The organism is Desulfonatronovibrio magnus (assembly GCF_000934755.1).
GTDB classification, from domain to species: domain Bacteria; phylum Desulfobacterota; class Desulfovibrionia; order Desulfovibrionales; family Desulfonatronovibrionaceae; genus Desulfonatronovibrio; species Desulfonatronovibrio magnus.
Map to the genome: position 1 here is coordinate 1 of NZ_JYNP01000114.1, position 7,008 is coordinate 7,008.

Annotated in this window: 8 protein-coding genes; 5 read left to right on the forward strand and 3 right to left on the reverse strand. The window is 44.0% G+C overall.

Annotation, left to right across the window (positions count from 1 at the left end):
• Positions 1 to 621 precede the first annotated feature (621 nt).
• The 3 genes from LZ23_RS10970 (at position 622) to LZ23_RS10980 (ending at position 2,915) form a co-directional block, all read left to right on the forward strand.
• Complete coding sequence (locus tag LZ23_RS10970; RefSeq protein WP_045214161.1) at positions 622 to 1,674, forward strand: Fic family protein; 1,053 nt, start codon at positions 622 to 624, stop codon at positions 1,672 to 1,674.
• A 651-nt stretch (positions 1,675 to 2,325) separates the two neighbouring features.
• Positions 2,326 to 2,559 carry a hypothetical protein gene (locus tag LZ23_RS10975; RefSeq protein WP_045214144.1) on the forward strand — a complete coding sequence of 78 codons (234 nt, stop codon included), beginning with the start codon at positions 2,326 to 2,328 and terminating at the stop codon, positions 2,557 to 2,559.
• On the forward strand, positions 2,547 to 2,915 hold the full coding sequence (locus tag LZ23_RS10980) for a type II toxin-antitoxin system PemK/MazF family toxin (RefSeq protein ID WP_045214146.1): 369 nt from the start codon (positions 2,547 to 2,549) through the stop codon (positions 2,913 to 2,915). The genes LZ23_RS10975 and LZ23_RS10980 overlap by 13 nt, the downstream gene beginning before the upstream one ends.
• Before the next feature lie 649 nt (positions 2,916 to 3,564).
• Here the strand turns inward: LZ23_RS10980 and LZ23_RS24110 are convergent.
• Genes LZ23_RS24110 through LZ23_RS11000 form a run of 3 tightly spaced genes read right to left on the reverse strand, consistent with a single transcriptional unit; the run spans position 3,565 to position 4,493 of the window.
• Entirely contained in the window at positions 3,565 to 4,017 is a 453-nt protein-coding gene (locus LZ23_RS24110; protein WP_157493199.1) for a hypothetical protein, read from the reverse strand.
• Complete coding sequence (locus tag LZ23_RS10995; protein ID WP_198145969.1) at positions 4,001 to 4,291, reverse strand: type II toxin-antitoxin system RelE/ParE family toxin; 291 nt, start codon at positions 4,289 to 4,291, stop codon at positions 4,001 to 4,003. Before LZ23_RS10995 ends, LZ23_RS24110 begins: the two co-directional genes overlap by 17 nt.
• Positions 4,281 to 4,493: a hypothetical protein gene (locus LZ23_RS11000; protein ID WP_045214154.1), complete on the reverse strand. Its 213-nt coding sequence runs from the start codon at positions 4,491 to 4,493 to the stop codon at positions 4,281 to 4,283. Before LZ23_RS11000 ends, LZ23_RS10995 begins: the two co-directional genes overlap by 11 nt.
• 534 nt (positions 4,494 to 5,027) lie before the next feature.
• Between LZ23_RS11000 and LZ23_RS11010 the strand changes: the two genes are divergently transcribed.
• Together LZ23_RS11010 and LZ23_RS11020 are read left to right on the forward strand one after the other, a co-directional pair.
• Positions 5,028 to 6,419 carry an ATP-binding protein gene (locus LZ23_RS11010; protein ID WP_045214158.1) on the forward strand — a complete coding sequence of 464 codons (1,392 nt, stop codon included), beginning with the start codon at positions 5,028 to 5,030 and terminating at the stop codon, positions 6,417 to 6,419.
• Positions 6,420 to 6,776: 357 nt separating this feature from the next.
• A partial coding sequence (locus tag LZ23_RS11020) for a transposase (protein WP_045213991.1) occupies positions 6,777 to 7,008 on the forward strand: 232 nt, incomplete at its 3' end.

Below are 7,008 nucleotides of genomic sequence, written 5' to 3' on the forward strand. Positions count from 1 at the left end.
ACTGGTTTTAACCATGAACCCTGAACAATTGGACATGCCATGGAACTGAAGATTTTCTGGGTCGTCGACATGACGAATGGGGCTTGTCTAGACATTTACTGACTGGACTATGCCTAGATCCTGATGGGTGTTTGGTGCAGTCATATTAAGAGCTGCAACCAGTAAAAAGAAATAACAGGAATATGTCAAAGATCGGCTAAGCGGCTCGTCGGCCAAGTGCTAACGCGTCCTCAGCAAGAAAACCAAAATTTCTTGCAACAGGAGAGTATTGTCTCTTGACAGAGGGCCTTTTAATGGGAGTTAAATCCAGCGCAGCTGGAACGCGAAGCGTTATTTAACCGGGCAGGGACTATAAAGGCAGACGAAGAATTTTTTTCTGTGAAGGACTTCTTTACAGGAAAGCTTGCCTCGCCAAAGGCGATGACAATTTTTTCTACCAGCAAGTTGCTGGGAGAAAATGTTTTAGTCTGTCTTCAATGTCTGACTTATCGTCTGTAGCTGAAATAAGAAAAGATTTATTGGCCACGGGAACACAAGGGGACATTATGTTGCTTAAGTTGAATCGCAAAGGAAACAGACAGTTTACTTGCAATTGGGTGTAAATGGGTGTATTTTTGGATTATGTTGCGCACCGACACCATCCATATCAACCAGGAGATCCTGACTCTCATCGCCGGAGTCGACGAGTTCAAAGGTGCCTGGCGCGCTCTGGGTGCACTTGCCCCAGAGCGCCTGGCGGCCCTGCAGCGGGTGGCCACCATCGAAAGCATCGGTTCATCCACTCGTATTGAGGGCAGCAAACTATCCGACCGGGAAGTGGAACAACTGCTCTCGAACTTGGAGGTTACGTCCCTGGCCACCCGTGATGAGCAGGGAGTAGCTGGCTACTCTGAGCTGATGAACCTGGTTTTTTCATTCTGGCAGGAAATACCGCTTACCGAGAACCACATCAAGCAGTTACACCAGACCCTCCTGCGCCACAGCGAGAAAGACGCCCGGCATCGCGGCAGCTACAAGACCCATCCCAACCATGTCGCCGCCTTTGATGAAAACGGGAAGCAGATCGGCGTTGTCTTCCAGACTGCCACACCTTTTGACACACCCCGCCTGATGACGGATCTGGTGGCCTGGGTGAACCGGAAGCACGAGGCGGCTCGCCTGCATCCACTTCTGGTCATCGCCGTCTTCACAGTAGTGTTCCTGGAGATACATCCCTTTCAGGACGGTAACGGACGGCTTTCCAGGGTGCTCACAACTCTCCTGCTTCTGCAGGCCGGTTATGTCTATGTGCCATACAGTTCACTGGAAAGCGTGGTCGAACAAAACAAGGAAGCCTACTACCTGGTCCTGCGGCAGACCCAGGCTACAATCCGCACTGAAACACCGGACTGGCAGCCGTGGCTGCTCTTCTTCCTGCGTTCCCTGACCGAGCAGGTCCGCCGACTGGAAAGAAAAGTTGAACGTGAAAAGATTGTACTGGCTGCTCTGCCCGAACTTTCACTGAAAATCGTTGAATTCGTGCGGGAACATGGCCGAGTTACCATGGGCGAAGTCATCCGGCTGACCAGCGCAAACCGCAATACCCTCAAACAACATTTCCGCGCCCTGGTCAAGCGCGGTACCCTGAACCAGCATGGCAGCGGTCGCGGAGTCTGGTACAGCCTGCGGCAATAATTACCTGCCCAGGTACAAAGTCAACAGAACATAAGGGGATTAAGTCGATTTTATCTGCATATTTCGCTACATTCCCATAAATCCTGCAACCACAAGCCTTCATGGAGGTTCATTATGCCCAGAATAGCCATGTTTATTAGAGATAATCAGCCTCAGTATATCACATAATTTCCGGAGGTTCTTCCGGTTTAAGCGAACTTGCATGTAAAGAAAAAAATATATCATACCCGGCCTGAAGCTGGCCTTGAGTCGCCCCGGTGAAATCCGCTACACTGAGTCTGCGTCTATTTCACTGGGCAGGCAGAGCAAGGCATGAGAAAGAGAAAGCATGAGGAAGAGATATAATATTCATATCCCCCGAGTTGGGGGCTATGAATAACATTCTCCCCGCCGGGGCGGAGAACTTCAAACAATTGTATCTGTTTAGCGCTTTGGATGTGGCACGGGGACTGGCTCTTCCGGGACCCACTTGTCCTAAAAATGAGTCATTTTGAGCACAAATTGATGATCAAGTGGGTCCCGGAGTGCCTGTCCCCTGCTTTCCTTAAAAGCGCTAAACAGATACAAACAATTTAATTGACCTTTAATGGGTTAGGCCTTATGATAGGCCTGTATATTGAGGCCCAACTTAAGCACCAAAAAGGAAACTGTATGTTACAGGCAAAATTCAGCGTTGAAGAATCGCAAGCACAATTTTTGAATAATTTTAAAGCCTATGGATTTAAGGATAAAAGCTCTATGCTTCGCACAGCTATAGAACATTTCAAGAAAGAAATGGAACTTGAAAATCTACGAAAATCCGCTGAGTTATATTCTGAAATCTATTCTGAAAATAATGATCTAAAAGAATTGACCGAAACTGCATTAAGCGGATGGCCGAAATGACAACGCTGAAAAGAGGTATGATTGTTGACGTCAATCTCGATCCGACAAAAGGTTCAGAAACAGGAAAAATTAGACCATGTATAATTGTGACTAATGATATTTATAATGAAAGGGTTCCTGTTATCCAAGTTGTTCCAATTACTGAATGGACTCCCAAAAAAGCTCAAATACAAACCAATGTTGAAATTTATCCTTCATCCGACAATGATTTATCAAAAAAATCGATAGCAGACTGCTTGCAGACACGTCCAATAGACCTTCGTCATAGATTGGTCAAAATTCGGGGAAAATTGTCAACAGATAAAGTACAGGAAATTAATCGGTCTTTAAAGATTTTATTTGAACTTAATTCATAGCTATCGACTCGAAAAGTTAAGGTTCTTCCGGCTTAAGCGAACTTGCATGTAAAAAAAGAATACCTCCCACCCGGCCTAAGAAGGCCTGGCAGGCTGTTGAAAATCTCCCAATTGCTGTGTCGCTACAAAAAGTTCAAACTCGCACCTGCTAAATACGCCGCGACCTTGAACTTTTTTTGCTCCTTGCACTTGGAATTTTTGAACAGCCTGCCTGATAGGGACTTTTTCAACACATTGATAGAGGCAGGGTCCGTAGAGATAAGAGCAGGAGGAAGAGGTATCAGTATTCTTATTCACCCAGTTGGGGGCTATGAATAACAAGCCCCCCGCCTGCCTGCCCGGCACATATCTCAGGGATGGTGCATGCTTATTGCATAACATTTCTATGCTTTGACAACCAGCGAATAAGCAAAGTTCTGGTAAAAGATAGGTACCGGGAGGCTGAGAACCTTTTTCATTGCCCCTATAAGCTAATACTTAAAATTCTGGACTGGCTTCATAACAGTTCATAAATTTCGCAGAGCCGGCAAATATCCCGGATCAATCTCCAAGGCCTTTTCAAAAGAAATCCTGACCATACCAAAGGGTTGATCTGTGACAAAAATTGAAAATTGATCCTGCAAAAAAATAATCTTATATACATCGACATTTAATAAAAATATAAGAAATGCTGGGACAATAAAGACAATGCTGGAATGCTGGAATTGAAGATAGAAGAGATAATGCGGGCCCCAGTTGAGTGCTGGTCCGCGCAGGGACTTGTAGAAATTTTTCCGTAAAGGACTGAACAAGAAAGCTGACCTCGCCTGGCGGCGAAGACACCCTTTTTAAGTGTAACCAAGCGGGTGGCTGAAATAAGAAAAGAGTTAATGGCCACGGACGGGAAAGACAGGCGGAAAAGGCAGGAAAGATTAATGGTCACAGACAAGAAAGGCAGACTATAATGGCAGACATAAGAGAAAGTCATTCCCTCGCCAAAGGCGATGATAATTTTTGCTACCGGAAAGTCGCCGGGAGAAGATTGTTTTAGTCTGTCTTTAACGTCTGACTTATCGTCTGTGGCTAAAATAAGAAAAGGAGACTGTTCAGTAAACTGCGTCATGTGACCCAAAAGTTATAAGCACAATCAATTCCTGATCGGTCTGATCCCTTTTGATTGTGAATATGATCCTGCAGTCATAACCACATGATGCAGCGTAATACCCATTAAGGTTGCCGCTCAATTTGTGGGTGCTCAACTTATAATTGTAAAGGTCATTCTCCATCATGTGCAAAGCTGCTACTATTTCATCTCTTATCTGTGGATTTTTCTTTACAGCCTTTTTATAAGCCCTCTTGAAGTTAGATGACCAGACCAGTTTTCTTTTAATCATCATTTTCCAGGTAATTAATCAGATCCTGGATTGTGCCATTCTTCAATTGACCATTGGCATACTCGTGCTCTACTATTCGACATTCCTCAGCGATCCTGATGCGCTCTTCTTCCATCGTCCTTTTTTTGATGATTTTGATTAAATCAAGTCTGGCTTCATAAGGAAGAGACATAGCCTGGTCCAAAATGGTATCAATGTCTTGCATGGTTGGTTTACCCCCAAGATTTGAATGAAAACACATCAAAAAATATGTCTGGAAAATTCAGTTTCAGATATGTGTTTATAAATATATAAAGAGCGTCTATGGACTCTGTCAATGAGCTACTTCTGACATGAAGAATTTTCTCAAGGAAAGACTGGCCTCGCATAGAGGCGATGATGACACTTTGGCTGTATTCAAATGTGGAGCGAGTGGCTAAAGAAAAAAGTATCTATTCACCACATTTGCTATAAAATTATTAAAATACCCTGGATTCCGGCTTTCGCCGGAATGACGAAAAAGGCCAACTATTTGCTCTAACCGTCACCCCGGTCCCGGATCGAGTCCGGGATGACGGATCCGGGGTCCAGGTCTTCTTATTGATCTTGCTGAACAGTTACAAGAAAAAGAAAAAAAGTATTTTCCCTCAAGATTATGAAGGTCTTGAAATGCTATGTTTACATTAAATAAATAAACATCATTATAATAAAATGAATTATAATAATTGACAAAAGTCATCCCAGGAAATATGATCTCCCCATGACCCTCTTTATTGGCAGAAAGAATGAAATGCAATTCCTTGAGGATGAATACGCCCAGGACAGGGCCTCTCTGGTCATCCTTTATGGTCGCAGAAGGATTGGCAAGACCACCCTGATCAAGGAGTTTATTCAGGAAAAGAACGCCTTCTACTTTGTGGCTACAGAAGAATCAGAACGGGAAAACAGAAGAAACTTTCAACATGCTGTCTCAGAATTCACCCATAACACCTTATTGAAAAAAGATGTCCTTCTGGAATGGGACGAAATCTTTTCTGTGCTCAAAAAGCACCAGCCGGAATCAAGAAAAATCATTGCCATTGATGAATTTCAGTACTTGGGAAAGGCCCAGGCATCTTTTCCTTCCATTTTCCAGAAAATATGGGATCAGATGCTGGCCAAGTCCAGCGTCATGGTCATTCTTTGCGGTTCCCTGGTCGGCATGATGGTGGAGCAGACACTTACCTACTCCAGTCCGCTGTATGGAAGACGTACCGGACAGATCAGGCTGGACCAGATGAGGTATCAGGATTATGGTCTTTTTTTCAAGCAGCCTGAGCGCATCAACCTGATTGAATATTATGCCGTGACCGGAGGGGTGCCCAAATATATTGAACTCTTCTCGCCAGCGCCGGACATCTTCCAAGCCATGGAAAAAAACATTTTGTCCAAGCAAAGCTTTTTATTTGAAGAGCCGGTGTTTTTGCTGGAAAAAGAATTCGGTGAAACAGGAACCTATTTTTCCCTGATCAAAACCATTGCAGCTGGCAACAGAAAGCTCGGCAAAATGGCATCTGCCTTAGGCCTTAATCAGTCCGGCCTGACAAAATACCTCAAAACCTTGCAGGAACTGGATCTCATTGTCAGAGAAGTCCCCATCACTGAAAAGAATCCGGGAAAAAGCAAAAAAGGTCTGTACCGCATTACAGACAACTTTATCAGTTTCTGGTTTAAGTTCGTCCATCCCTATAGAAGCTATCTTGAGATTGAAAATACTGAGTTTGTCATTAATAAAATCAAAGAGCAATTCAGATCAAGTCATGTCAGCTTTGTGTACGAAGACATATGCAGACAGTGGCTTATGCAGAATGGACTTTCCGATTCGCCTCGTATTCAGCTGATCAAGGCAGGCAGATGGTGGAGTAAGGATGTGGAGATAGACCTTGTGGGTTTCACTGAGAATCAAGAGTATGTTGTTCTGGGAGAGTGCAAATATACTTCCGGACCTGTAGACGCGGATATTTACTGGCAACTGATGGAAAAGGTCAAAAGCGTTCATTTGCCGGACACCTCTCAAAAGCACTATGTTTTGTTCAGCCAGTCCGGCTTTACCCAGGCCATGATAAATATGGCTGAAAATCAGAACAATGTGCACCTGATGACCATTCCCTGAATTGACAATTTAAAAGGCAATGCTGGGAGAAATTTACGTTCCCCTTTCAGGGTTCAAGTTCAAAGGTTGGAAGACAGGAAGAAGATATATGAAATGATAGGGAGAGGATTTGGACCGCAGATAAGAAGGAGAAGAAAAGAATTATTGGCCACGGACGGGAAAGACAGGCGGAAAAGGCAGATAAGATTAATGGCCACCCCGATGAAACACCCTGAAGGGAACCCGGTTTCATGGGACAGGCAGACAAGAAAGGTTCACCCTGATAACCATTTAAAAGGCACCTCCCAAGTATAGCTTGGCAAACAAAAACCGGCTATACAAAGAGGCAATCAACAACTCTAATATGGGAGGTGCCTTATGAAATTGTATGCTGGTTGTGATTTACATTCAACAAATAATTACTGGAGTATTATTGATAATGACAGCAAGCAAATTTTTTCCAAGAAAATACCATGTAACCAACAGAAAATTTTAAAAATGCTTGAACCATTCAAACCAGATTTAGCTGGCATTGCAGTGGAGTCCACCTACAACTGGTACTGGTTAGTTGATCTTCTCATGGATGAGGGATATCCAGTTTTCCTGGCTA